24 protein-coding genes are annotated in these 22,432 nt (G+C 66.0%); 15 read left to right on the top strand and 9 right to left on the bottom strand.

The annotated features are described in order from the left end of the window. Positions 1-9: 9 nt before the first annotated feature. From OC550_RS01000 to OC550_RS00990, 3 genes are all read right to left on the bottom strand, one after another. The gene (locus OC550_RS01000) at positions 10-867 is read right to left on the bottom strand and encodes a hypothetical protein (protein ID WP_262103450.1); all 858 of its coding nucleotides are present in this window, start codon (positions 865-867) and stop codon (positions 10-12) included. 188 nt (positions 868-1,055) lie between these two features. Beyond that, positions 1,056-1,970, bottom strand: coding sequence for an aldo/keto reductase (locus tag OC550_RS00995; protein ID WP_262103449.1), 915 nt, complete (start codon positions 1,968-1,970; stop codon positions 1,056-1,058). Positions 1,971-2,027: 57 nt separating this feature from the next. Beyond that, complete coding sequence (locus OC550_RS00990; protein WP_262103448.1) at positions 2,028-2,771, bottom strand: hypothetical protein; 744 nt, start codon at positions 2,769-2,771, stop codon at positions 2,028-2,030. Between the two features lie 228 nt (positions 2,772-2,999). Between OC550_RS00990 and OC550_RS00985 the strand changes: the two genes are divergently transcribed. Further along, positions 3,000-4,316: an ATP-binding protein gene (locus tag OC550_RS00985; RefSeq protein ID WP_262103447.1), complete on the top strand. Its 1,317-nt coding sequence runs from the start codon at positions 3,000-3,002 to the stop codon at positions 4,314-4,316. A gap of 28 nt (positions 4,317-4,344) precedes the next feature. Here the strand turns inward: OC550_RS00985 and OC550_RS00980 are convergent, their stop codons facing one another. Both OC550_RS00980 and OC550_RS00975 read right to left on the bottom strand, forming a co-directional pair. Next, positions 4,345-5,529 (bottom strand): type II toxin-antitoxin system HipA family toxin, encoded by a 1,185-nt coding sequence (locus tag OC550_RS00980; RefSeq protein ID WP_306556899.1) that lies wholly within the window; start codon positions 5,527-5,529, stop codon positions 4,345-4,347. Next, entirely contained in the window at positions 5,529-5,726 is a 198-nt protein-coding gene (locus tag OC550_RS00975; RefSeq protein ID WP_262103446.1) for a helix-turn-helix transcriptional regulator, read from the bottom strand. The genes OC550_RS00980 and OC550_RS00975 overlap by 1 nt, the downstream gene beginning before the upstream one ends. Positions 5,727-5,919: 193 nt before the next feature. Here OC550_RS00975 and OC550_RS00970 point away from each other — a divergent pair, with 193 nt between their 5' ends. From OC550_RS00970 to OC550_RS00955, 4 genes are all read left to right on the top strand, one after another. Beyond that, entirely contained in the window at positions 5,920-6,423 is a 504-nt protein-coding gene (locus tag OC550_RS00970) for a DUF2306 domain-containing protein (RefSeq protein WP_262103445.1), read from the top strand. Positions 6,424-6,568: 145 nt separating this feature from the next. Further along, complete coding sequence (locus OC550_RS00965) at positions 6,569-7,528, top strand: BTAD domain-containing putative transcriptional regulator (protein ID WP_262103444.1); 960 nt, start codon at positions 6,569-6,571, stop codon at positions 7,526-7,528. A 46-nt stretch (positions 7,529-7,574) separates the two neighbouring features. Further along, the gene (locus OC550_RS00960; RefSeq protein WP_262103443.1) at positions 7,575-7,781 is read left to right on the top strand and encodes a helix-turn-helix domain-containing protein; all 207 of its coding nucleotides are present in this window, start codon (positions 7,575-7,577) and stop codon (positions 7,779-7,781) included. Between the two features lie 197 nt (positions 7,782-7,978). Continuing rightward, positions 7,979-9,508 carry an SLC13 family permease gene (locus tag OC550_RS00955; protein ID WP_262103442.1) on the top strand — a complete coding sequence of 510 codons (1,530 nt, stop codon included), beginning with the start codon at positions 7,979-7,981 and terminating at the stop codon, positions 9,506-9,508. Between the two features lie 89 nt (positions 9,509-9,597). On the opposite strand, the gene OC550_RS00950 is transcribed toward OC550_RS00955, so the two are convergent. Together OC550_RS00950 and OC550_RS00945 are read right to left on the bottom strand one after the other, a co-directional pair. Further along, the gene (locus OC550_RS00950; protein ID WP_262103441.1) at positions 9,598-10,500 is read right to left on the bottom strand and encodes a LamG domain-containing protein; all 903 of its coding nucleotides are present in this window, start codon (positions 10,498-10,500) and stop codon (positions 9,598-9,600) included. Positions 10,501-10,918: 418 nt separating this feature from the next. Next, positions 10,919-11,488, bottom strand: a complete 570-nt coding sequence (locus OC550_RS00945) for a flavin reductase family protein (RefSeq protein WP_262103440.1) — start codon at positions 11,486-11,488, stop codon at positions 10,919-10,921. A 216-nt stretch (positions 11,489-11,704) separates the two neighbouring features. Here OC550_RS00945 and OC550_RS00940 point away from each other — a divergent pair, with 216 nt between their 5' ends. From OC550_RS00940 to OC550_RS00910, 7 genes are read left to right on the top strand one after another with little or no spacing between them, the layout of a single operon-like run. Next, positions 11,705-12,007 carry a (2Fe-2S)-binding protein gene (locus OC550_RS00940; RefSeq protein ID WP_262103439.1) on the top strand — a complete coding sequence of 101 codons (303 nt, stop codon included), beginning with the start codon at positions 11,705-11,707 and terminating at the stop codon, positions 12,005-12,007. Next, positions 11,995-12,306, top strand: coding sequence for a (2Fe-2S)-binding protein (locus OC550_RS00935; protein ID WP_262103438.1), 312 nt, complete (start codon positions 11,995-11,997; stop codon positions 12,304-12,306). The genes OC550_RS00940 and OC550_RS00935 overlap by 13 nt, the downstream gene beginning before the upstream one ends. Further along, on the top strand, positions 12,303-13,523 hold the full coding sequence (locus tag OC550_RS00930; protein ID WP_306556898.1) for an NAD(P)/FAD-dependent oxidoreductase: 1,221 nt from the start codon (positions 12,303-12,305) through the stop codon (positions 13,521-13,523). Before OC550_RS00935 ends, OC550_RS00930 begins: the two co-directional genes overlap by 4 nt. Continuing rightward, positions 13,514-14,686 (top strand): FAD-binding oxidoreductase, encoded by a 1,173-nt coding sequence (locus tag OC550_RS00925; protein ID WP_262103437.1) that lies wholly within the window; start codon positions 13,514-13,516, stop codon positions 14,684-14,686. The genes OC550_RS00930 and OC550_RS00925 overlap by 10 nt, the downstream gene beginning before the upstream one ends. A gap of 27 nt (positions 14,687-14,713) precedes the next feature. After that, on the top strand, positions 14,714-16,225 hold the full coding sequence (locus OC550_RS00920) for a TRAP transporter large permease subunit (protein WP_262103436.1): 1,512 nt from the start codon (positions 14,714-14,716) through the stop codon (positions 16,223-16,225). Positions 16,226-16,228: 3 nt separating this feature from the next. Continuing rightward, on the top strand, positions 16,229-16,885 hold the full coding sequence (locus tag OC550_RS00915) for an aspartate/glutamate racemase family protein (protein WP_306556897.1): 657 nt from the start codon (positions 16,229-16,231) through the stop codon (positions 16,883-16,885). Positions 16,886-16,937: 52 nt separating this feature from the next. After that, positions 16,938-17,903: a LysR family transcriptional regulator gene (locus OC550_RS00910; protein WP_262103434.1), complete on the top strand. Its 966-nt coding sequence runs from the start codon at positions 16,938-16,940 to the stop codon at positions 17,901-17,903. A 59-nt stretch (positions 17,904-17,962) separates the two neighbouring features. On the opposite strand, the gene OC550_RS00905 is transcribed toward OC550_RS00910, so the two are convergent. Next, positions 17,963-18,664 (bottom strand): BTAD domain-containing putative transcriptional regulator, encoded by a 702-nt coding sequence (locus OC550_RS00905; protein ID WP_262103433.1) that lies wholly within the window; start codon positions 18,662-18,664, stop codon positions 17,963-17,965. Between the two features lie 172 nt (positions 18,665-18,836). Between OC550_RS00905 and OC550_RS00900 the strand changes: the two genes are divergently transcribed. The 3 genes from OC550_RS00900 (at position 18,837) to OC550_RS00890 (ending at position 21,840) form a co-directional block, all read left to right on the top strand. Continuing rightward, positions 18,837-20,921: a M1 family aminopeptidase gene (locus OC550_RS00900; protein WP_262103432.1), complete on the top strand. Its 2,085-nt coding sequence runs from the start codon at positions 18,837-18,839 to the stop codon at positions 20,919-20,921. Positions 20,922-21,150: 229 nt separating this feature from the next. Beyond that, the gene (locus OC550_RS00895) at positions 21,151-21,471 is read left to right on the top strand and encodes a hypothetical protein (protein WP_262103431.1); all 321 of its coding nucleotides are present in this window, start codon (positions 21,151-21,153) and stop codon (positions 21,469-21,471) included. A 72-nt stretch (positions 21,472-21,543) separates the two neighbouring features. After that, entirely contained in the window at positions 21,544-21,840 is a 297-nt protein-coding gene (locus OC550_RS00890) for a hypothetical protein (protein ID WP_262103430.1), read from the top strand. 11 nt (positions 21,841-21,851) lie between these two features. Here OC550_RS00890 and OC550_RS00885 read toward each other — a convergent pair whose 3' ends face one another. Next, positions 21,852-22,400: a hypothetical protein gene (locus OC550_RS00885; RefSeq protein WP_262103429.1), complete on the bottom strand. Its 549-nt coding sequence runs from the start codon at positions 22,398-22,400 to the stop codon at positions 21,852-21,854. Positions 22,401-22,432: the final 32 nt, after the last annotated feature.

Here is a 22,432-nt window from a genome sequence, read left to right as displayed (position 1 = left end):
CGAGAGCGCTCAGCGCTGTCTCACGGGGTATACCCGGTAGGCGATCTTGGAGCCGGCGGTCCAGCCCTGGCTGACCTTCAGCGTCTGGCCGTAACGGGCCGTGCCGGAGATAGCCGGCCACTGGGACGCAACGATGGAGCCGGCGGCGACCATGCGGGAGACCGACCAGCGGTCGAGGGTGGTGTAACCGGCCCGGGAGGCGCGCACGCGCACTTTCAGGTACTGGCCGTTGTCCGCAGCGGTCGGCGTGTAGGTGCATGCCGTAGCGCCGCTAATCGCAGTGCTGCCGCGGTACCACTGGTAGCCCAGGGTGGCGCCTGTGGGTGACCAGTTGCCCGGGTTGGCCGTCAGCTGGGACCCAACCTTGGCGGTCCCGGCAATGGCGGGGGTGGGAGTAGCTGTGAACGTGCCCTTGGCGACGACAACTGATTTGGACGCCAGGATGAGCGGATTCATGCCGGTCCCCGTGGCAGTGACTGTTACGGAGAGTGTCTGGGCTGAGTCGGCCGGAGTCAGCGTGTAGCTGGAAGACACCGCGCCGCTGATCGCCGAAGTGCCGCGGTACCACTGGTAGGCGACGCTCCCTGCAGGGGAGAGCAACGGGCTCGCTACGGAGAGCTTCTGCCCGACGGCGGGCTTGCCGGAGACAACACCGTCCCAGGTAGTGGTGAAGTCGCCGTTGGGAATCTCCGGCGTCGCCGGAGCGGAAGTTTCCGGCGACGGCGTCGGCTCAATGGGTGCGGCGGTTGCAGCCGGCCCCGAGAAGAGGCCGAGAACAAGTGCCCCGGCGCCGAATAGGACAGTGGCAGAGCGGAAACCGCGCGTGCGGACGCGCGGCGGCTCTGCGGAAATGAAATCAAGAGACACGAAAAATGCCCTCCCCCATCTGGCGGCCGGTGCTTCCGGCCGCGAAAAGAGTACGGTTTTTCAAGCACTAGGGAAACGTTTATCCAAGTGATGGACAAACGCCGGTTGTGCTCTTGACGACCGGTGCCGTAGTCGTACTGATTCAGGAAGCCGGTTTAAAGCCGGGGAGTTCAGGCTGGTGCGTGTGCTCAGACGGCTGTATTTATTGCGGTTCCCGCCTGCTCGATCCGGTGCAGCAGGTCTGCCGGCAGCCTAATGGCAGACGTTTCGAGGTTCGTCTGCAAGTGCTCCGGCCGCACAGTGCCGACCACGGCACTGGTGACATGCGGGTTGCTGAGCACGTAGGCAAGGGCGACTTGGCTGGCCTTGAGCCCTTCGACGTCGTTGATGAAACGGAATTTCCGGCCCTGGATGAACTTGTGGCGGTGGTTCTTCAGCGCGCGCAGCAGGTACCAGACGTCGCTTGGTGCGGAGATCTTGAAGATGTCGCGCGAGTAGAGAGTCTGTGCCAGCGGCGACTTGATGATGATGCCGGTCCCGGCCTTCCCCGCAGCCGCGATGACCGGTGCCAACGAACGGTCCACTAGGTTGTACTCGACCATCAGGCAGTCGAAAATCCCCAGCTTCAGGGCACGCTTCGCGCCGCCCGGCCCGGTGGATACGCCCAGCGCGCCGACCATGCCCTTGTCCTTGAGCCTGAGTAGGGTCTCAACCGCCGGGCCGGCAGGGTTCGGATAGCCATGAAAATGCAGCAGCGGCAAATGGTCAAGGTGCAGCCGCCGCAGGCTCTCCCGCAGACTGTGTTCGATCGAAGCCGGCGAAAAGTCCTTCGTATTCCGCCCTTCGGACCAGAGCGAGCCCACCTTGGTGGAAATGACCAGGTGCTTGGCACGGCCGCCGAGGATCCGGCCCAGCCGCACTTCAGCGTTGCCACGGCTGTAATTGGGGCCGGTGTCGAAAAGGTTGATCCCGCCATCGAGTGCCTGTTCCACCAGCCGCGCAGCGCGGCGATCGTCGAAGGCCTTCATGCCCCAGTATCCGCCGGCCCCGAAGCCGATCTCGGATACTGACAGCCCGGATTTTCCGAGCGTCCGCTGCTTCATTGTTCCCCCTCAGGCCCTGACCTGCATGACCGGCCCCAGTCAGGATATGGCACCTGGCTAGGAACTACCCTGTGCGGCATCCTCTGAGGCCAAGCGCGCCAGTTGGGTCAGGACCCGGCGTGTTTTGGATTCCCGGTCATCATCTATCGAGAGCCCCAAGGCACGGACCGCGGTCTCGAGGCCCTGTTGCCGGCGTTCGGCGTCGGTGTCGGAACGTATGGACACTTCGAGGAAGTCCAATTCGCCGACCTCCCACCGCTCGATGTGGGTGTCGAATTTTCCGACCGGGGCGTTCTTCCATTTGGTTGCCAAGACGGGACCCAGTGGGGTCAGCCCGGCGAAAGCGATCCGAAGAGTGCCGCAATCACGAAGGAACTCCCGCTGTTTCCCGGCTAGGAGAGTGTCGGCGTCGGCCCCCTCCGAGACCACGCTGTCAATCAGATTGGGGTCCAGATTCACCACTGACGAGGCGGCCAGGGACCGCCGTTGCCCGGTCCAGTCTTGCTCCACGCGGTACTCGAAGCCGTTACCGTCCGTGAATCCCGCGGCCCACTCGGGGGTCAACTGCGTGCGCCGGCAAGGCCGCAGCTTGAGCGTAAAGTCGCCGGATTTGCCGCTGCGGACCCGGAGCACAACCCCGCCCGAAAGCAGCGGCAGGCCCGGCTCGATGCCGGGGGTCAGGTCCTCGAAGAACCAGATGCGGCGTTTCGATCCGCCGTTGAGCCCTAGGGCCGACAACGCGTCCTCCGGGTGCCCTGCCACGTTCACTTTGCTTTCCACGGGATACTCGGTCGGCGACATCCTTGCTCCCACCCTTGTGACGGCGCGGTCCCGCGCGGGGACGAGGTGCTTGATCTCCGCCACAGACTACTCGGGGCCCGCCCCGGCAGCTATGGGCTGAAGGTCTCAACATGGTCGGACAGCGCGTCCCTTATTCACGAGCAGTCATGGAAGCGGCGGCTCCGGCGAAGGCCGCTATCTTGGGAGCAGGCGGCGCAGACGCGTGGCTCAGACCACAGGAGACTCTTCATGACCCACTGGCGGATCCGTGACTTCCACTCGACCGATCTGGATGGCATCCTGCACCTCTGGGAGTCGCTGAAGGCCACGAACGTCGAGCCCGTGTACGCGCTGTCGGAGGTGATGGCGTCCTGCGAGAAGGACCACGCCGTGGTGGCGGTGATGGGCGAGCAGGTGGTGGGCGCCGCCGTCGGCCGTGCCGCCCATGACCAGGGTTGGATCGTCTTCCTGGCCACGCTGCCGGAATTCCGCGGCCGGGGGATCGGCACCTCGCTGCTGGCCGCCGTCGAAAACCGGATGGCGCCGCACGGGCTGAACAAGCTGTCCGCACTGATGCCGGAGTCCGAGACGCGGATGGACGCCTTCATGGACCGCGGCTTCGTGCTGAAGAAGAACCTGCGCTACTTCGAGCGGACCATTCCGATCCAGCGCCAGGAGCTGGAGCCGCTGGGCCTGCTGGGAGGCCGGATCCTCGCGCGCAACCTCTGGGACAACGTGGCCGGCATGCGGCGCGAGAAGGAGCTGCTGGAGCGGCGCCTGGTCCTGCCGCTGGCCGAGTCGGACCTCGCGGACGAATACGGCGTGGTGCCGCCGCGCGCCGTCGTGCTCTTCGGGCCTCCGGGCACCGGCAAGACCACGTTCGCGAAAGCGATCGCGTCCCGGCTGGAGTGGCCGTTCGTGGAGGTCTTCCCCTCGCGGCTGGCCTCGGACCCGAAGGGCCTGGCCGGCGCGCTGCGCGAGACTTTCCTGGAGATCGCGGAGCTGGAGCACGCAGTGGTGTTCATCGACGAGGTGGAGGAGATCGCCTCGCAGCGGGCCGGGGATCCGCCGTCACCGCTGCAGGGCGTGACCAACGAGCTGCTCAAGATCATCCCCGCCTTCCGCGAGCAGCCCGGCCGGCTGCTGGTCTGCGCCACGAACTTCATCCGCGCCCTCGACTCCGCGTTCCTGCGCCACGGCCGGTTCGACTATGTCATTCCCATCGGCCTGCCTGACGCCGAGGCGCGCGAGGCGATGTGGCGGCGCTTCATCCCGGAGACCGTGGTGGAGAACGTGGACATCGCGCTGCTGGTGGGGCGTACCGAGGGCTTCTCGCCGGCGGATATCGAGTACGCGGCGCGCAGCGCGTCGCAGCGGGCGCTGGAGAAGGCGGTGTACGACGACGGCGGGACGGGGCACGCGGATGCCGGCATCTTCGGCGCGGGGGAGCGCCGGGGGCCGTCCACGCAGGACTACCTCGACGCGATCGGCGACACCCGGACCACGGTCAGCGAGGAAGTGCACCGGGACTTCCTCGACGACATCGACGTGCTGGGCCGGGTGTAGGTACCGGACGCGGCTTTCCCCGAGGGGCTTAGGTTTCCAGTTCTGCGCGGCGAAACCGCAGCTCGCGCTCGGTGCCGCCCAATGGGGAGCCGGTAAACGGCAGAGTCTTCAAGTCGACCGCGGACGCTGCCTTCAGGGCCAGTGCGTTGGCTGCTTTCGCGGCGCGTTCCGGTAGACCGATGGCTTTGGCGAAGGAGGCCCAGTGCCGCCGGCGCAGTCCTTTTAGCTTCCCGTCCACGGGCAGGGCCAGGGTGTCGTCGCCGTAAAGCAGGGTGCAGGGAACATCGTAGACCGGAGCAATGGTGAAGCCGTTCTGCAGGCCGCCGAGGACGGCAACGTTCTTGGCATGCAGGTCCCCGTTGCCGGTCAGCCATGCGTAAGCGAACTGGAGGTAGAGGTTCCTGACCGCGACCACGGGGGCCTTGCAGGTCGCAGCCAGGGCGCTGACAACGGACTCGGAATCGATGTTGTACTTAGCGGCCGGCGGCAGGCCCATGACCTGGGCTGCGTCCTCCAAGGGCAGCCGCCGCCACTCGGCGCCGTTGGGCACCCGGTCAAATCTCTCCACGAGCAGGCCCGGAAGCCCATTGCGGTCAGTCACCACGATGGCTTTTGCCACAGGGATTTTCAGCGCACGGGCGGCCGCGAGATGCAGGGCCTCATTTTCAACGAGGTGCGGGTGCCGGGGCGGATTCATCTTCAGGATGTACCGGCGGCCGCGCAGGGCCAGAGGAGCGGTGAGCATGGAAGCGCTGGCCTTGTCCTGCGCGCCGGGGAGGGCGTGCAGGTCCACCGCTTCGGCGAGCCGGGCAAAGTCAAGGCTTGCCGGATCGGTGGTGTCGGCCAAGGTTTCAGGCTCGGCAGCTGCCTCCCCGGCGGGCACGACCTGAACGTCGCCTGGCGCATCGGCCCCGACAGCCAGCAGCAGCGAGAACTCGTCACTCAGGCTCGTCTTGACCGCATCCTTCAGCACGGTCAGGCGGTGTCCTTCCGGCAGCACACCGGCGAAGAACGGCGGCAGGGCGCCGGACGGCGAGAGGACCGGGACCGGCGAGATCGGCAGACTGCTCGCCACGGCTCGGCCGTCGGCCAGGTATGCGCCGTCATAGGTGAAGGCCGTGCCCTCGCCCGTGCGCTCCAGCCGGCCAGCCAACCGTCCGCCCTTGTAGACGTCGGCGGCCGTGACGAACCGTAGCCGGTGCAGGTCTGCCATTATTCGGCCACCAGCCGCAAGCCGAGAACGTTGACTACGGCGGCAACAGCGGCCAATGCCGGATTGCCCGTTCCGGTCTCTATGGCCCGGACCGTACGTTCCGAAACACCGGCGAGGTCTGCGAGGTCCTGCTGCGTCAGTTGGGCGGCCTTGCGGGCGGAACGGATCCGCTTGCCCAAACCTTCGATGTCACTCATGTCTCTCCTCAATCGGCAACATCCTGCCGGTCTCCGGCCTATTCCGACTATTATCTCGCGCACAGTGCTGATTCGGCAAGATCTTGCCGATTTGCCCTCCAGAGGCCAGTGAGGGTAACTGTACGGAGAAAAGCGCAGAATCCTGCCGTTTGCGCCTGCAGGGGGCGGCCTGCCTGCGGGTTAGGATGCTTCCGTGCATCCTGCTTGGCCGGTCCTCATCGTCGTGCACGCCGTGGCCGCGGCGTACTCCATCCTGTTCGGCGCTTTCCAGCTGCTGCGGCGCACGAAGGGCGGGGCCGTCCACCGGGTCATCGGGCGGATCTGGGGTGCGGCGATGTACGTGGTCATTTTGACCTCCTTCGGGATCCGCACGCTCAACGGCGGGTTCACCTGGCTGCACGCACTCTCCGTCTTCACATTCTTCACCGTCAGCATCGGCCTCTGGGCCGCGCGCACCGGTCGCATCCCGGCACACCGGTCCTACATGACCGGCAGCTACTTCGGCATCCTCGGTGCGTTCGTCGGCGTAGTCGCAGTGCCGGACCGGCGGATCCCGCAGATGGCAGTCAATGACCTTCCCGGGTTGGTCGTTTGGGTGGCTTGCATCCTGCTGACCGCGGGCTTCGCGGTCGCCGGAACAGTGCTGCTCTCGCGGCAGAAAAAGTCGCTGCGGCCGGCACCAAGCAGCGGCCTGTAGGCCCGTAGTGTGATGGCGGCAACCCCCAAGTTTGGGGTGCCCGACATGCCACCTCTTCACCAGGAAACCCAGCAGTAACCCCTCATGATGAAAGGACGCATTTATGGGGGATGCCATTTGGGGAACGTGAATGCAAGGGGGATGTATGAAGCAATTGACAGCCGGGTACGCCGAGCCCATTTCCGTTCGGATGATCGGCAATCTCGAAGTGCGCCGCGGGGACGCCGTCATGACGTCCGCCACGTTGGGCAGCCCGAAGGTCAGGCAGGTCTTCGGAATCCTGCTGCTGAGGTTGGGCGCTAGAGTCTCCAAAAGCGAGCTCATTGAGCTGCTCTGGGACGGCAGGCCTCCGCTGAAGGCGCAAGCCACGCTGGAAAGCTACGTCAGCGTGCTGCGGCGCAGCCTCCAGCCGGGCGTCGCAAAGACCGGCCCGCTACGGACCGCTACCGGAAGCTACCTCCTCGACCCTGACCTGGTGGACGTGGACCTGATCTGCTTCAACGACCTCGTCGCTCAGGCCGAAGGGCTCGTACCGGAGGAGGCTTACCCGCTGCTGGTGCAGGCGCTGAAGCTGGGTTCGGCGCCGCTGCTCAGTGAGGAACTGGACACCGGCTGGGCCGAGGAGGCGCGTGCGCAGCACTCGTCCATGGTCACGTCGGTGCAGATCCGGGCGGCTGAAACTGCGGAGCAGCTGGGCCGGACACAGGAGGCGATCGACTGGGCCGGGCAGGCCGTGACGTCTGCACCGTTGAACGACCGGGCCTGGTGCACCCTGGTCCTCGCTTTGGAGTCCGCCGATCGCTACGTGGAGGCGCTGCAGTCCTACGACAAGTGCAGGCGTCTGCTGGACCGCGAATTGGGCTGCGCTCCGGCTCCCGACCTTCGGGCAGCCCACCTGCGGCTGCTGCAAAAGAGCGCACAGGACGACGACGAGCTGTACGACGTCCTGGACGCCCTTTTCTATCTGAACGACCGTTTGCGAGGCCAGTCCCGGCACCCGGGCCTCCATGCATCGGGCAAGCGGCCGCAGGGTTCGGCGTCACGTACAACCACGGCACGCCGGGTCATCCACTCCTTCCTCAACAAGGCGCTGACCGTCGCCTGATCCGCAAAGGCACATTTCCCGAACCAGTTACAGGAGGGCGATTCCCATGGTGGAGAACCGCATCGACCACGATCAGACATTCCTGTCTGTCGCCCAGGTCGCCGAACATCTGAACGTATCGAAAATGACCATCTACCGGCTGGTCCACACGGGGCAGCTGCCGTGCGTGCGGATCGGGCACACCTACCGGGTGGCCGAAGAAGCCATGACCCGGTACCTGGAAGAAGGAACGGTCCAGGCGAGCCCTCAATAGGGCTGTCTACGCCAGCAGCGGGCTCCATTCGCAGCCCGATCCATATCGACCGCGTATGAATGAACGGCCGGTCTGTATTTCCCTTGGGTGGCTCAAGTTACATACCGTAGTGACTCGGCTCGCTCCATCGCTCGCGGGCCTTTGATGAGTAGCAGGGCGTGCACGAGCTGTGCTGCAGGCCCGCCAAAGGAGATTTCATGACGGTGGATAACCGTGCCCAAACCGCTGTCCCGACGGAGGTGCAGCCGCAGGAAAAGTCCGCCAAGGTCACCAGGATCAAGTGGTCGATGGTCGCCGCCGGCATCGTCCTGGGGCTGGCCGCGTTCTTCCTCTTTCCCGATTCGCTCTCGCTGGAGGGCCGCGGGGTAGTTGGCATCGGCGTCGTTATGGCGTTTTGGTGGATGACCGAGGCGGTGCCGATCGAGGCCACGTCGCTGCTGCCGCTGATCCTCTTCCCGGTCACGGGGATCGCCCCGATCAGCGAGGCGGCGGCGCCGTACGCCAACTCCGTGATCTACCTGGTGCTCGGCGGCATCGTCCTCGGGCTGGCGACGCAGCGGTGGAACCTGCACCGCCGGGTGGCGCTGCTGATCATCATGGCGGTCGGCACCAAGCCGAGCCAGATCGTCTTCGGGCTCATGCTGGCCAGCGCGTTCATCACGATGTGGGTCTCCAACACCGCGACGGCCGTCATCATGGTGCCGATCGGCGGCGCCATCCTCGCGCTGATCAACTCGCTCGAGGGCAGCAAGGTCACGCCGAAGCTGGCGGCCTCGATGCTGCTGGGCATCGCCTACTCGGTCACAATCGGCTCGATGGCGACGCTGATCGGCCAGCCGCCGATGGCCCTGATGAAGGCCTACCTGGGCGACAACTACAACATCGAGATCGGCTTCGGCCAGTGGATGCTCGTGGGCGTTCCGTTCGCCGCCTTCATGATGTTCGCCAGCTGGCTGGTGCTGACCAAGCTGGTCTTCCGCTCCGAGGTCGAGGAGATCCCGGGCGGCAAGGAGATCATGCGCGCGGAGCTGGCCAGGCTGGGCGGGCTGACCACGCAGGAGAAGCGGGTCATCGCGATCTTCCTCGGCGCGGCGTTCTGCTGGATCTTCATGCCGTTCATCGCCGAAATCCCGGCCGTGGCCGCGGCCGCGCCGTTCCTGGCCAACTTCAACGACACCTCCATCGCCATCACTGCGGCGCTGCTCTGCTTCATCGTGCCGGGCGACAAGGTCTCCAACGGGCCGCTGCTCGAGTGGAGCGCGACCAAGGAGGTCCCGTGGGGCCTGCTCATCCTCTTCGGCGGCGGCCTCTCGCTGTCCGACCAGTTCACCTCCACCGGGCTGAGCGAGTGGATCGGCGACAGCGTCGGCGGCCTCGCCGGCGTCCCGACCCTGCTGCTGATGGTCATCGCGATCATCCTGCTGGTCATCCTGACCGAGCTCACCAGCAACACCGCGACGGCGGCGGCGTTCCTGCCGATCATGACCGCGGTGGGCGTGGGCCTGGGCATCGACCCGCTGGTCATGGCCATCGCCGTGACGCTGGCGGTCTCCGGGTCCTACATGCTGCCGGTGGGCACGCCGTCGAACGCGGTGGCCTTCGCGGTGGGCGACGTCTCAATGCAGAACATGATGCGCGGCGGCCTCTGGCTGAACATCATCAGCATCGTCACCATCCCGGTGGTCCTGACGACGCTGGTGCCGCTGGTCTTCGGCGTGGGGCTGTAGCCGGCTGATCCCAGAAGTAGATCGACGACGGCGGGTGGCTGCGTTACGCGACCACCCGCCGTAGCTATCTGGCTCGTCGGTTGGGCCCCTTATTTCTGGGTCATCGCGTTGAAGTGCGCGCCTATACGTTTGCCTGACAGTTCCTTGGTATAGATGGCGACCTTTCCGATCGCTCCGTCAAAGAATGAACCGCCGTCCCGGGTGGCTACCCGAAGCGGCGCGTTGCCTCTCGTTGGCACCACTGCGCTGCCGCGGTAACTGAGATCCACGGTCTTCTTGAGTACTCCATCCCGGTAAATCTTGCTGTAGCCGTTCGGATATTTGTCGGACTTTGCGTTTGCGTTGATCACGAAGACGTAATGGATCCACTTTCCGGCACTGACTTTCTCCTCGAAATAGGCCCCTGCACCTTTGCCTCCGGAGGAGTTGAACAGATAGCCGGAGATGCGGTTCGGGCGGTCCGGATCATCCTTCGAGTAGAACCTTGCAACATACTCGTGGTTGTTGGGCTGACCTTTTCCCATCCAGTGCACATAGTGGTTGCTGCCGCCCTCGCCTGTGAAGGTGACAGTGTCCGGCCGCATCCAGGCTTCGATAGTGAGCAGGCCCCTGGTGGCCGGGCTGAGTGCAGCGGAGTCTGCGACCTGTAGATATTCCCGACCGCCGTCGAAGTCGGCTGCGGTGTCGCCATTCGGCAGCGTTGCTGCAGCCGGGCGCCCGAAGTAAGTCCCCGTGTGGTCATGGCCGGTCCGATCCTTTTCGGTGGCTCGAAGCGGGCTGCCCATGGTCCAATATGCAGACGGTTTGTCGGTCAGGACGGCGCTGTCATACTTTGCTTCGGGCCGGGCTGCGCGATCAGCTTGTGGACTACCGAACTGGGCTGTCGCTGGAAATCCGAGGAGGCCCAGCGCGAGGGCGGATACCAGGATTGTTTCCGTTCCTTTGAGGAGCGCCGATTGCGTACTTCTTTGACGACGTTTCATCTCAGCCATCCCTGTAACTTCGTCGAACCGTGCTCCGCAGTCTTTGCATGGCCTCGGCACAGGACGAGGTCTAGACTGGCTGATTCTTTGACGGCCGGAAGCGAAAATACGGCAGCCAGCGGAGGGCATCATTCCGTGAGAGCCGAAGCGTAATCCGCCGGTGCTCTTCCTGATTCCGGAACCAAAGAACCAGATGAGAAAGTTCGAGAGCATGAACTATGAACGTTGTTTCTGATTCCAGTTTTCTGGATTTAGCTTCCCCAAGCTCGCCCCACGCACCAACAGATGTGATGCAGTAGTGACATTTTAATGACGAGCAAAAACCGGCACCAACACCCCAATCTAGGCGTTGACAGCAGCGACGCGTGTGTTCAGCCGCGCTTGCCCGGCCGTTTGCCACCTGCATCGAGGCCGGGAGAGCGTCCGGTCAATCCGCCGCCATCGGCATCGGTGCGCCCAAAGGAGTGAAGGTATCGCCGCCGGCACCGCCCCAGTAGTGCACCGGCCGGGCCTGTTTCCAGACGAGTTCATTGTCGGGGCCGAGGCAGTCACGGCGGGCAGAGGCGGCGACGACCCGGCCGACGACCATGCAGCGGCCGGACCAGGACTTGAGCCATTCCGTTTCCAGTTCCAGATGCGCGTAGCACTCGAACAGGCGTGGCGGCCGGATCCTGATCGCGGGCAAGGGCGTCAGCCCGGCGTACGTGGCTTCGTCGATTTCGGAGGGCCAGGGCTTTGCGGTAGTGACAACGCGCCGAAGCAAGTCCTCGCTGTGCGACACGAGATTCAGGGTGAACTGTCCGGTCGCCTGGACGTTGGCGCAGGTGTCGCTGCCTTCGCCGCAGGTGAAGGCAAGCTGCAAGGGCTCCTGGTTAACGCGGACAACGGTAGCGAAGGGCGCCGCGTTGGTACGGCCTTCGACGTCGACAGTCGTGACGATGGACAGCGCAGATGTCGGCCTGGCTACGGCCAGCCAGTTACCGGGACCGAGCTCCACACGCTCGTCAGACCTGCTTGAGGGTTCCTCCGGGTTGGGCGTCGCTGGACAGGACATAGCTATAGCGCACCATCAAATGTGCCCAGGCCAAAGCAGCCGAGCAATAGTTTTGCTGGACCTGGCGTGAACGCCTTCTGTAACTCGGGCTATTGTCCGCACATGTTGAATGCTGGAAATGTGTTGGAGCAATTCAACCTCTTGAAACGGTAGACCCGAATGAATGATCCGACGATCTGCAGGTGCGAGGATGTCACCCTCCGCCAACTCGAAGACTGCTTGGCGGCCAGCGGCACCGCGGTGTCCTTGCGGGAAGTGAAGCTGCAGACCCGTGCCGGGATGGGAATCTGCCAGGGCCGGACCTGCCTGCCGCTGCTCGCCGCACTCGTCGATTCCACCGGCCGCGGACTGCCGGAAGACGCCGGCCTGGCGCGGAACCAGCCGGTCCGGCCCCTTACCCTGGCAGACCTGGCCCGCTTCGCGTCCAATGGTGGAGGGGAGGTATCCGCGTGCAGCGGCTGACCGAACATCCCGTCCTGGGTCCGCATGACGGGCAGCCCATCTCCTTCGAGTTCGACGGCACCGTCTACCCAGCGATCGAGGGTGACTCCGTTGCATCCGCCCTGCTCGCTTCCGGTGTCCGGATTCTGCGCCGCTCCAAGAAGGCAGACGAACCCCGGGGCATCTACTGCGGCATCGGCCACTGCTATGAATGCCGGGTCACCGTGGATGGGAAGGCCAGCGTCCGTGCCTGCATCACGCCGGTCGCGGACGGCATGATGGTGGAGCCCGGGATCCCCTCGGCGGAGACACGCTCGTGACGGCGTTCGACGTGGCCATTGTCGGGGCCGGGCCGGCGGGCTTGTCCGCCGCGATCGCGGCGGCAGAAGCCGGTGGACGCGTCGCCGTCGTTGACGAGAACAGCGTGCCGGGAGGCCGTCTCCTCGGCCAGCTCCACCAGGAGTCCAAGGACAACTGGTGGATCGGCCAGAAGGTCGCCGCGGGTTTGGCGGAGCGGGCCGTCGCTGCCGGAGTGGAGCTGTTCTGCGGGCGGGAAGTGTGGGGTATGCACCCCCGGTGGTCCCTGGCGCTCGGCGGCGGCGACACCATCTCGGCGCCGCATGTGGTGCTGGCTTCCGGGGCTGCCGAGCGGGCGGTGCCAATTCCGGGCTGGACCCTCCCTGGCGTGATGACCGTGGGCGCTGCGCAGACCCTCACGAATTTCTACCGGGTGCGCCCCGGGCAGCGGATCGCCGTCGTCGGGGTGGACCCGCTGTCACTCACCGTCGCGCATGAGCTGAAGTTGGCAGGTGCGGACGTGGTGGGCATATTCCTGCCGCCGCTTGATATCTTCAGCGGTCAAGGCGGCAACCCCGGCTACAACCTGGGCTACCTGTCGGGCCTGTCCAGTCTGGCTCCCAATGCGTTCCTGCGCGCGGCGGCCGGCCTCGTCCGCCACTCCGTTCCCCGGAAAGTAGCGGCTCGGCTGTATCCGGCATCGGGCGTTCCCGTCCTCGGCGTCCCGCTCAAACTGAAGCAGAGCATCACCGCCATCGAGGGTGATGAGCGGGTCCACGCCGTCGAAATCACCGACATCGACGCGAAGGGCCGGCCGAAGGGACGTACCCGCTCGTTGGAAGTGGATTGCGTCTGCCTCTCCGGCAGCCTCTATCCGGTGCAGGAGTTGACGAGCGGATGCGATGTGGCCCGGATCGACGAGCTCGGGGGAGAGGTGCCGCTGCACAGCGCGGAAATGGAAACCACCCTGAAGAACGTGTTCGTGGCCGGCAACATCACCGGCATCGAGGGGGCGAAGGTCGCCATGGCGCAGGGGACCGTCGCCGGGCTGGCCGTCGCCGCCCGGCTGGGCCTGGCCGAACCTGCGCGGCTCAGGCAGGCCATCGCCACCGTCGACGACGTGCGCCGGACCAGCCCCATCACCTTCCTGCCGCACATCGGCGAAGGCCGGCGCAAAGCAGGGGAGCTGTGGGCCGCGGCGGGCATCGACCAGCAGACGGAGGCACAGGCATGGGCGTGAAAACAGCAGATGCGGTGATTATCGGCGCCGGCGTGATCGGCTCATCGATCGCCTTCCGGCTGGCCGAGCAGGGGCGGAAGGTCATCCTCGTCGAGAAGGGAGGCCCGGGGGCAGGCGCCTCCGGCTCCTGCGACAAGGCAATCTTCCTGCAGTCGAAGCGCCCCGGCCTCCACATGGAGCTGGCGCTCGCCAGCCGGCGCCTGTACGACACGCTCGAGGCGGAACTGGACGCCGACCTCGAACTGAAGAACGACGGCGGAATGGTCGCCATCGAGACGCCCGAACATCTGGACTTCATGCGGGACTTCGTCCGCAAGCAGCAGGATGCCGGCATCTCGGTTGAGCTGCTCGACGGAGACGAGGCCAGGACGCGCCAGCCGTGCCTGTCCCCGCACGTGCTCGGCGCTTCCTTCAGCCCCGACGATGCCGAGGTCAACCCGCTGGCCCTCAACACGGCCCTGTTCCGGGCAGCGGTGCGGCACGGAGCGGAGACCCTGACGCACTGCGAGGTTACGGGCATCCGCGCCTCCGCCGGGCGGGTCACCGCCGTGGAAACGCGGCGCGGCAGCATCTCCACGCCACTGGTGGTCAACGCCGCCGGTCCCTTCGCCGGACAGATCGGTCAGCTGGCCGCAGTGCACGTCCCGGTCAAGCCGCGGCGGGGTACGATCCTGATTTCCGAGGCCGTTGGACCGTTGGTCAACGGGAGCATGCTGTGTGCCCAGTACATTGCCGCCAAGCATCTTGCCGCCGTCGGCTCCGGGAAGGTGCCGCTGTACGGAATCGGCCTGTCACTGGGGCAGACCGACTCGGGCAACCTGCTGATCGGCGGCAGCAGGGAGTTTGCCGGCTTCGATAAGGCTTCCGGGCCGGAGATCATGGCCGCGATTGCCCAGCACGCCATTCGCATCGTGCCGGCGCTGGCCAAGATACGGATTATCCGTTCCATGTCCGGCTTCCGGCCGTACACCGGTGACGGCTTGCCCATCATCGATCGTGCCCCCGAACTGGACGGCTACGTCATTGCGGCGGGACATGAAGGCGACGGGATCGCACTGGCTCCCATTACCGGCATACTGGTCCGCGACCTGCTGGACGGAAAATCCAGCCCGTTCCTGCACGCCCTGACTGTCAACCGCTTCACCGCGCCCATCCCCGCGTAAGATCACCGAGGCCGAGGAGTCCGACACATGCTGGTAGTTATCGTCCCCCTGGTGCTGCTGTTCGCCATTGCCCTCGTCAAGAAGATCCCGTGGATCGGCGGCGACATCCGCGCCGCGCTGCTGGCCGCTGCGGTCTCCGCCGGCCTGATCGGCGGTCTGGCACCGGCGGAGTGGGCCCTGGCAATTGTCGACGGTGTGGACCGCCTGGCCTGGGTCATTGCCCTATCGCTGTTCGGCAGCATCTACGCCGAAGCCCAGGTCCGCCTGGGGGCGATGGAGACGACACTCTTCGGACTGCGTGCGCTGTTCGGCAAGTCGCCAAAAGGCTTGATTGCCGCCGTCTTCGTGACGCTGATCCTTGCCGGGTCGCTGCTCGGAGATGCTATCGCCGCTGCAACGGTCATCGGCTTCCTGGTGATCCATGCCCTCAGCGAACTACGGATCAAGCCGGTTCAAATCGGCATGATGATCCTTGTCGGTGCGTCCATCGGCTCGATCATGCCGCCAATCTCACAGGGCGTCTTCCTGTCGGCGTCCCTGGTGGGAATCGACCCGACGCCCGTCACTAACCTTGCCTACCTGACGGTGGGCGTCGGGGCAGTCTTCGCGATCCTGGAATCCTTCCGGTTCGTCCGGGCCAAGCGCGGTCTCGGCAGCAGCCTGGTTTCGGCCGTCCAGACGGCCGGCGGACCTCCCCCGGGCACAGCGTCCGGCCGCGCGGGGCGAACGGGAATCCCCTCCGCCCCTGCGGCGGCCGCGGGCGGCGCGGCCGGATCCGGAGGCGGCTCGACGGGTCCGGGTGCTGCGCCGCTGGATGCTACAGGATTCAAGGCTTTCGCCGGACTCATGCGGGAGCGCTGGAAGACCCTGATTCCGCTGGCGGTGCTGGTGGCAATTGTGATCGCGAAGACCGGGTTCGGCTTTGACGTCTTCACCGAAACTCCCGTACTTGGCTCCGCCGTTGCCTGGATGGGAACGATTCCAGTGCTCAAAGGCATCGCCTTCCCGGTAGTGCTGGCGATCATCGTTGCCATCGTGGTGAGTTTCTTCTTCAAGAGCGTCAGGCGGGATTCCTTGGGAACGGTCGGCGCGGGACTGGGCAAGGTCAGCGGAACCATCCAGATCCAGCTCTGCGCCGCGGCCATGATCGGCATCTTCTACGCGGTGGGGGCAATCGACATCGTGGCGGTGGCCGCGGAGTCGCTGGCAGGTCCTGAGCTTAAGCTCGGCGGAGCAGCAGGCATCGTCGCGATTGGGATGCTGACCGGATCCCAGACCGCGGCACAGACCGTCTTGGTGACCTTCCTTGGACCTATCCTGGTCAACCTCGGCATGGATCCGGTCAATGCTGCCTTGGGCGCCTCGCATATTGCGGCGGCCGGCCAGAACATGCCTCCCGTGGGGCTGACCGCGTTCGTGGTCTGTGGTCTCGTCGGTTCCGCCCTGAACACCAAGGTGGATCCGGTTAGGGTGATGATCCTGGCCTTGCCGAACTCGCTGTACTTCCTCGCCATTGGCCTGCTGGTCTGGTTTATCTGATCCATGCTTGGCGTACTGATGCTGGCAACCTCGTTCCGACGCCCCGTGGGGGATATCGGCAACCCTTTGACCTTTCCGTTTCCCGTCCTCTACGAAACAGTGCCAAAAGCCTCGGTGCACAGGGTCGTCAAGGAACCCGACCTCCTTCTCATCAACGAGTTTGTCGCCGCGGGCCGCGTTTTGGAGCGTCGCGGCGCGAAGGCCATTTCCACGAGCTGCGGCTTCCTGGCGCTGTTCCAGTCCGAGATCCAGGCGCAGCTCTCGGTTCCCTTTGCCGCGTCGAGTCTCCTGCAAGTCCCGGAGGCGGAGCGACGGCACGGCCAGGTCGGGGTGCTGACGGCCCGCAGGGCGAGCCTGACCGAGGCCCACTTCCTTGGCGCCGGTTGCCGTGGCCTTCCTGCGGCCGTCGCAGGCATGGACATGAGTCCAGCCTTCACCTCCGCGATTGTCGAAGGCACCGCTGACCTGGACGAGCAAGCGGTGGAGCAGGAGGTCGCCGAGGCAGCGAAGTCGTTGCTGCGCGAACACAGCCGGTTGGGCGCCATCGTGCTGGAATGCACAAACCTCCCGCCCTACGCGGCGACGGTACGTGAGGTCTCGGGCTTGCTGGTCTACGACTCGACAACACTCTGCCTGGCGTTGCTCAAAGCAGCATCGTAACGAGCTGTCGCCAAGCGCGAGCCGCCCGGCGGATGCAGGCAGAATGCAGAACATGAGCAGTACCAATAGCTTTGTGCACTTGCGGACTCTGCTGGCCGTGCTCGAAGCCGGCTCCCACAGCGCTGCCGCGAAGGAGCTCGGTTATACGACATCCGCCGTCTCCCAGCAGATTGCCGCGCTGGAAAAGGCCCTGGGCGTGGCACTCTTTGAACGCGGTGCCCGGAACCTGTGGCCGACGCCTGCCGGCGTGGCGATGGCCGGACACGCCCGCACCCTCCTTACCCAGCTGGCCCACGCGGAAGACGAAATGTCCTCCTACGCGCACGGCGACCGGGGCCGCCTAAAGGTTGGTGCATCCGGGACCGTAGCCGCCCAGCTTCTTCCGAAGGCCATGGCACGTATCCTGGACAGGCGCCCGGAAGCCGAGCTCCGCGTGGAGGACATCCAGTCAGCCGAGCTGCCGGATGCGGTCCTCAGCGGCGAGGTCGACCTCGGGATCGTTTACGAGTACCCGCTGCTCCCTGCGAAGCGGCACTCGGACCTGAAATACAGACTGGTGCTGGACGAGGAGCTCGTGGTCCTCAGAGGCGGCCCCAACACGGAACGGGATGAGCGGGTCCGCCTGGAAGTCCTCGCCGAGGCAGTATGGGCGACGAATGCCAGCGGCTCGGACAGCGAGCAGGTGCTGCAACTGCTGTGCGCCGAGGTGGGATTCAGCCCGCGGATCCGGTTCAACAGCAACGACTTCGACGTCATCCGCGGCATCGTCAGTGAACAGCTCGCCGTGGCGCTCGTTCCTGCCCTCGCCCTCGGCATCGACCGGAACATCAAAATGCAGCGGCTCTCCGGCACTCCGTCGCGACGCCGGATTTACGCCGTCCGTCGCTGCACCGATCCGAACCCCCTGCTTCCTGACATGCTCGAAGCCCTTGATACAGCTGCCTCCAACTTCCTTGAGTGGACGGCCACAGCGTTCCTGACCCGTTTGACCTCTCCGCTGGCGAGCACCAGGAGCTGATCGGAACAAAGGCGTTCCTCGCCGGCCACCGGAAACCGTCATGACGAAAAGGTTGCTTTTCAGACGGCGCGGATGAGCAGCGGGTTGACGATTGCAGTGATGTCTGCGGGGAGGCGGGCTCCGAACTCGTTTCGCATGCGGAGGCTGAAGTCCCGATAGGCGGAGAGTACCCCGGCGTGGTTTCCTTCCTGGAGTTGTGCGCGCAGGAGCAGGCGCATGGCGTTGCCGGCCAGCGGATCAATGCGCAACGCGGCCCAGGCCGCTTCCAGCGCACCTTCCGTTTCGCCGAGGGCCAGCATGTTTTCGGCCATGGCCTCCAGGGCGCTCAGCCTGCGCCGCTGGAATTGTTCCTGTTCTTCGAGGACCCAGTCGTCGTACCACCCGGGCAGCAGATCGGCCCGGCCCCGCACGTCCAGCCGGTTTCCCGTAGTCACACCAGTCGTCGCGCCCGCGGTGTCGAGGAGGAAGTCGGACACGTCGACACGCACTGATTCCGCCAGGCCCAGCCGAAGGTTATCGCTGACCAACAGGCCAGGGAGCTGCTGCGAGATGGTCCAGACTGCCGCCCGCAGGCTGCCCGAGGCCTGCTTCTCGCTGCTCTCCGGCCACAGCAACCCTGACAGGTAGGGCCGCGGCTGGCTCCCGAGTAGCGCCAGGGCGGCAATCAGCCGTTGCTGACGCAGGCCTACTTTCACGTCCCGGCCGCCGGAGCGCAGACGCCAACCGTCAATGAGCTGCAACTGCCATGTATTTGCTGCCATGTCCTGAACCGACTTCCCCTCGTTTGCCCGTTACTGGAACGACCCTGAAAACGTACGAGGCAGATGCTTAAAGAACCTTGGGAAGGAAGCTACTGATCCTCGGTTTTCCGCCTTGACGGTTGCGTGGTTCGGGAGGAGCCTTGTGTCCCAGACGTTCGATGCAGGAACCGTCATGACGAAGATGTTCAGCCGGGTTGGTCGTTCGGGATCGTTGCCTTCGCACAGAGCCGCGTGGTGCGCGCTGGCGTGCTCGGTTGCCCTGTTGGCCGCCGGATCGGCGGACGCACGGAACCCCGGCGAGGCCCCGCCGTCGCACACTCCGGGGGCGCCGGGACTGGGGGATCCGTATTACCCCAAGGACGGGAACGGCGGCTACGACGCGCTCCACTACGCGCTGGAGGTGGACTACGAGCCGGCGACGGACGAGCTGACGGGCCGGGCTGCGATGCGGGCCGAGGCGACGCAGGAGCTGAGCTCGTTCAACCTCGACCTGGACGGGCTGACGGTCGATTCCGTGGAGGTGGACGGGGAGAAGGCGGCGTTCAAGCGGGCGGGCAGCGAGCTGACCGTCATTCCCGCGGAGGGGATCGACGACGGCGAGGACTTCGTCAGCGTCGTCACCTACCACGGCGTGCCCAAGACGATCGAGGATGCGTTGGGCCGCTCGGGGTTCTTCCACACCGACGACGGCGCGATGGTACTCGGGCAGCCGCACGTGGCCGCGACGTGGTTCCCGGTAAACGACCATCCGTCCGACCCGGCCGGCTACACCTTCGACGTGACGGTGCCGGAGGGGCTGCAGGTGGTGGCGAACGGGCGGCTGGTGGACGAGGAGACGGCCAACGGCCGGAACCGGTGGGTGTGGGAGGCCGAGGACCCGATGGCGTCCTACCTGGCGACGATCAACGTGGGGGCGTTCGACCTGGACGAGTACCGGGCGGACGGGCTGAAGTTCGTCGACGCCTACGATCCGGACCTGTTCACGCCGCTCGCCGCGCACGCGGGCCGGCAGTTCGCGTCCGCGCAGGCCGGCGACGCGGCGTACAAGCGGCTGAGCCGCACCATTGCCGTGACGGCCGGCGGGGCCGAACTGTCCTTCTGGGTGAACCGGGAGCTGCAGGGCGGCCGGGACTTCGCGTTCGTCGAGGCCCGGACGCCGGGGCGGCAGGACTGGACGACGCTGCCGGACCGGAACGGGCACACCTCAACGGCGGCCGGCAGATCCTGCCCGGACTGGCTGAAGCTCCATCCCTTCCTGCAGCACTACCAGTCGGCGAAGCCCGACGGCACCTGCGCGTCCAAGGGCTCCTCGGGGACGTGGAATGCCGCGAGCGGCGTGGGCGAAACCTGGGAAGAGTGGAAGGTGGACCTCTCCGCCTACGCGGGCTCCGACGTCGAACTTTCCATCACCTACGCCTCCGACGCGGAGGTGGCCCACAACGGGCTGTTCATCGATGACATCGCCGTGTCTGCGGGGGAGGGCGGCACGTCCTTCGAGGACGACGGCGACACTTGGGACGGGTGGGCGGCCGGCGGTCCGCCTGCGGGCAGTCCCGACATCGGGGGGAGCTGGACCGCCACCGATGAGCCGCCGGCGACACTGGGTGCGCGTACCGAGGCGGCGCTGGGCCGCGAGCCCGAGATGATCCGGTTCCTCGAGGGCTACTTCGGCGACTATCCGTTCGGCGACGCCGGCGGGATCGTGGACGACCTGGCCGGGCTGGGCTTCGCGCTGGAGAACCAGACGCGGCCGGTCTATGCCAAGGATTTCTTCTACGCGCAGCCGCTGGCCGACCTGGTGGTGGTGCACGAGCTGGCCCACCAGTGGTACGGCGACAGCGTGAGGATAGCCGACTGGCGGGAGATCTGGCTGAACGAGGGAGTCACTTCTTATGCCGAGTGGCTGTGGAGCGAGGAGCAGGGCCTCGAGACCGCGCAGGAATTCTTCGACAAGCGGGCGGCGATTCCGGCGTCGGATCCGTTCTGGAAGGTCGTGATCGGCGATCCCGGCGCGGAGGCGCTCTTCGACATCGCGGTGTACGAGCGCGGCGCGATGGCCGTGCACGCGCTGCGGCAGGCGGTGGGTGACGAGGACTTCTTCACGATCCTGCGGCGGTGGCCCGAGGAGCAGGGCGGCGGCGACGCCACGATCGGCGAGTTCATCGCGCTCGCCGAGGACGTGTCCGGCGAGGACCTGGGCCCGCTGTTCGACATGTGGCTGTACGCGCCGGAGAAACCGGGCGTGCTGGCCGACTAGGCGCCGATTGCCGCCAGGGCCGGCTGCGAGGCGGGGGCTGTGTGGAGCCCGCCGTTCCCCTGATCGGGCTCCACACCAATACCCCCAACCGGCACCAGCGCCGCCGCAGCCTCCCCATCCGGCGGCGCCGCTGATGCGTTCCACTACGGTAACGATTAAGCAGCGGGCGCCCATAGGGCCGAAGGTCCCGGGCACACGTGTTCGAGCGAATGCGGCGATAATGGAGCGCATGTTCTATAAGGTGGACCGCACGAAGGCCCGCGGGTTGCTGCAGCAGGAGAGCTCCTGGCACCCGGACTTCAAGCGGTTCCCGCCGGCGCGGGCGCCCTACGGCCGGGAGCCGTACGTGCGGGCCCGGCTCGAGGCGGAGGGCGGCGTGACCGTGGACGCCAAGGCGATCGGCTGGACGCGCGAGCACGTCCACCTGAAGTGGCAGGATGCCGACTACCGGATGCACACGCGCTGGGTGCCCGCGGCGTGGGTCCGGCGGATCGAGCGGGACGAGTCGAGCTGGCAGGACCCGTACGACATCCGGGACGCGGAAGACTGAGCGGAAGGCCCCTTGTCCGGCCCGAAGCACAGGGCCACGATGAAGATGTTCGATCTTTCGAAGGAGCCCACCATGAACAGCTCGGCCTATGCGATCGTGCACTTTTTCCCCGGCGGAACCAAGGAGCAGTACGAGGCATCCGTGGCCGCCGTCCACCCCGGCCCGGGCCAGCGGCCGCCCGGCCAGATCTTCCACGCGGCCGGCCCCTCCGACGGCGGATGGCGGGTCATCGCCGTCCACGAGTCGAAGGAGAGCTGGGAGGCCTTCCGCGACGGGACGCTGCTGCCGAAGCTGCAGGCCGGGGTCGAGGGCGGCTTCACCACGATGCCCGAGGCCACCGAGGTGGAGGTCTACAACCTCATGCAGTAGGTCTCCACGGGTCAGGCAGCGGGCGATACGCCGTCGACGACTGCCACGCTGCCGTCAATCAGCCCGGTGCCCGTCGCACTCGAGTGGGCGCAGGCTGCCGAGATTGCTTCACGTGACGGTGCCCCGGCGACTTCGCCAGCCGTCGCACGGTCATAAACGCCGTCCTTGTCGAGGTCCGAGACGGTGATGGAGACAGCCGTGGTGGCGCCTTCGGGCTTATCCAGCCAGCCCCAGACCGTCGCGTTCCGGCCGGAGCCGGAGTCTTCCGCCGCGACGCAGATGACGTCGGCCGTCACGCCGGCTCCGGTCTTTTCGCCGTTGGCGTCGAGGAGGTTGTACGCGATGGTTCCCTCCGCGTCGTCGTTCGCTGCCTGGCTCGGGTCCTTGGCGTCAATGGCGAAGGCGGCTGGCCCCATCGTGGCCGCACCGTCGCTGACGTGGGCCAGGCGGATGACGGCATCGTCGGTCTCGACCGAGTCGAAGCTTGCTGATGACGCAGGTCCCGCCGACAGGGCGACGAACGCCGCGGTCACTCCGAAAGCAAAAATGGTCTTGCGCATGGGCGTTCTCTCCTTTCCTCTGGTGGCTACCG

The organism is Arthrobacter sp. Marseille-P9274, assembly GCF_946892675.1.
In the GTDB taxonomy this organism is placed as follows: domain Bacteria; phylum Actinomycetota; class Actinomycetes; order Actinomycetales; family Micrococcaceae; genus Crystallibacter.
The sequence above is the reverse complement of the archived record's forward strand: the minus strand, read 5'-3'. Positions and strand labels throughout refer to the sequence as shown.

Bases quoted from the DNA above. Each gene is read 5' to 3' on its own strand.
- OC550_RS00995 (WP_262103449.1), bottom strand. From the start codon at position 1,970: ATGAAGCAGCGGACGCTCGGAAAATCCGGGCTGTCAGTATCCGAGATC.
- OC550_RS00990 (WP_262103448.1), bottom strand. From the start codon at position 2,771: ATGTCGCCGACCGAGTATCCCGTGGAAAGCAAAGTGAACGTGGCAGGG.
- OC550_RS00985 (WP_262103447.1), top strand. From the start codon at position 3,000: ATGACCCACTGGCGGATCCGTGACTTCCACTCGACCGATCTGGATGGC.
- OC550_RS00980 (WP_306556899.1), bottom strand. From the start codon at position 5,529: ATGGCAGACCTGCACCGGCTACGGTTCGTCACGGCCGCCGACGTCTAC.
- OC550_RS00975 (WP_262103446.1), bottom strand. From the start codon at position 5,726: ATGAGTGACATCGAAGGTTTGGGCAAGCGGATCCGTTCCGCCCGCAAG.
- OC550_RS00965 (WP_262103444.1), top strand. From the start codon at position 6,569: ATGAAGCAATTGACAGCCGGGTACGCCGAGCCCATTTCCGTTCGGATG.
- OC550_RS00960 (WP_262103443.1), top strand. From the start codon at position 7,575: ATGGTGGAGAACCGCATCGACCACGATCAGACATTCCTGTCTGTCGCC.
- OC550_RS00955 (WP_262103442.1), top strand. From the start codon at position 7,979: ATGACGGTGGATAACCGTGCCCAAACCGCTGTCCCGACGGAGGTGCAG.
- OC550_RS00950 (WP_262103441.1), bottom strand. From the start codon at position 10,500: ATGGCTGAGATGAAACGTCGTCAAAGAAGTACGCAATCGGCGCTCCTC.
- OC550_RS00940 (WP_262103439.1), top strand. From the start codon at position 11,705: ATGAATGATCCGACGATCTGCAGGTGCGAGGATGTCACCCTCCGCCAA.
- OC550_RS00925 (WP_262103437.1), top strand. From the start codon at position 13,514: ATGGGCGTGAAAACAGCAGATGCGGTGATTATCGGCGCCGGCGTGATC.
- OC550_RS00920 (WP_262103436.1), top strand. From the start codon at position 14,714: ATGCTGGTAGTTATCGTCCCCCTGGTGCTGCTGTTCGCCATTGCCCTC.
- OC550_RS00915 (WP_306556897.1), top strand. From the start codon at position 16,229: ATGCTTGGCGTACTGATGCTGGCAACCTCGTTCCGACGCCCCGTGGGG.
- OC550_RS00910 (WP_262103434.1), top strand. From the start codon at position 16,938: ATGAGCAGTACCAATAGCTTTGTGCACTTGCGGACTCTGCTGGCCGTG.
- OC550_RS00905 (WP_262103433.1), bottom strand. From the start codon at position 18,664: ATGGCAGCAAATACATGGCAGTTGCAGCTCATTGACGGTTGGCGTCTG.
- OC550_RS00900 (WP_262103432.1), top strand. From the start codon at position 18,837: ATGACGAAGATGTTCAGCCGGGTTGGTCGTTCGGGATCGTTGCCTTCG.
- OC550_RS00895 (WP_262103431.1), top strand. From the start codon at position 21,151: ATGTTCTATAAGGTGGACCGCACGAAGGCCCGCGGGTTGCTGCAGCAG.
- OC550_RS00890 (WP_262103430.1), top strand. From the start codon at position 21,544: ATGAACAGCTCGGCCTATGCGATCGTGCACTTTTTCCCCGGCGGAACC.
- OC550_RS00885 (WP_262103429.1), bottom strand. From the start codon at position 22,400: ATGCGCAAGACCATTTTTGCTTTCGGAGTGACCGCGGCGTTCGTCGCC.